Origin of the sequence: Blautia sp. MCC283 (assembly GCF_018785565.1) — a bacterium.
Taxonomy (GTDB): Bacteria; Bacillota; Clostridia; order Lachnospirales; family Lachnospiraceae; genus Blautia_A.
Genome location: NZ_WQQB01000059.1, coordinates 1 through 344, shown reverse-complemented (window position 1 = coordinate 344; position 344 = coordinate 1). Strand labels below are relative to the sequence as shown.

The following is a 344-nucleotide window of genomic DNA, read 5'->3' as shown; positions in this document are numbered from 1 at the left end:
ACCTAAGTTGTATCACCCCTCCTCCGCAACAGCCCGAACCGATATCCTCTCCCTCTGGCTGACACTTCCAGCCGGCAGGAAAAAAGATAAAACCCGAAAGGGGACGGAAGCGGACGCGGGGCGTCCTGTCCTGGAATTGTCGAAGTGTAGCTGTATCAGTACAGCGTTCCACTATAAATACAGAAGAATCTAGGGATCAGATCGACACAGCGTCTCACTATAAATACAGAAGAATCCAGGAACCAGATCGGCACAGCGTTCCACTCTGAATACCGCAGCATACAGACAAAAGTCAATACCGCACCACATACAACAACGAAGAATTCTTTCCGTGCCCAACGGGG

At 50.6% G+C, this 344-nt stretch carries 1 protein-coding gene; it reads right to left on the bottom strand.

Features of this window, described 5'->3' with window-relative positions; all coding sequences use genetic code 11:
* Positions 1-155: 155 nt before the first annotated feature.
* Positions 156-344, bottom strand: a 189-nt coding sequence (locus GPK81_RS14970) for a hypothetical protein (protein WP_215707305.1), incomplete at its 5' end; no start/stop codon positions are given.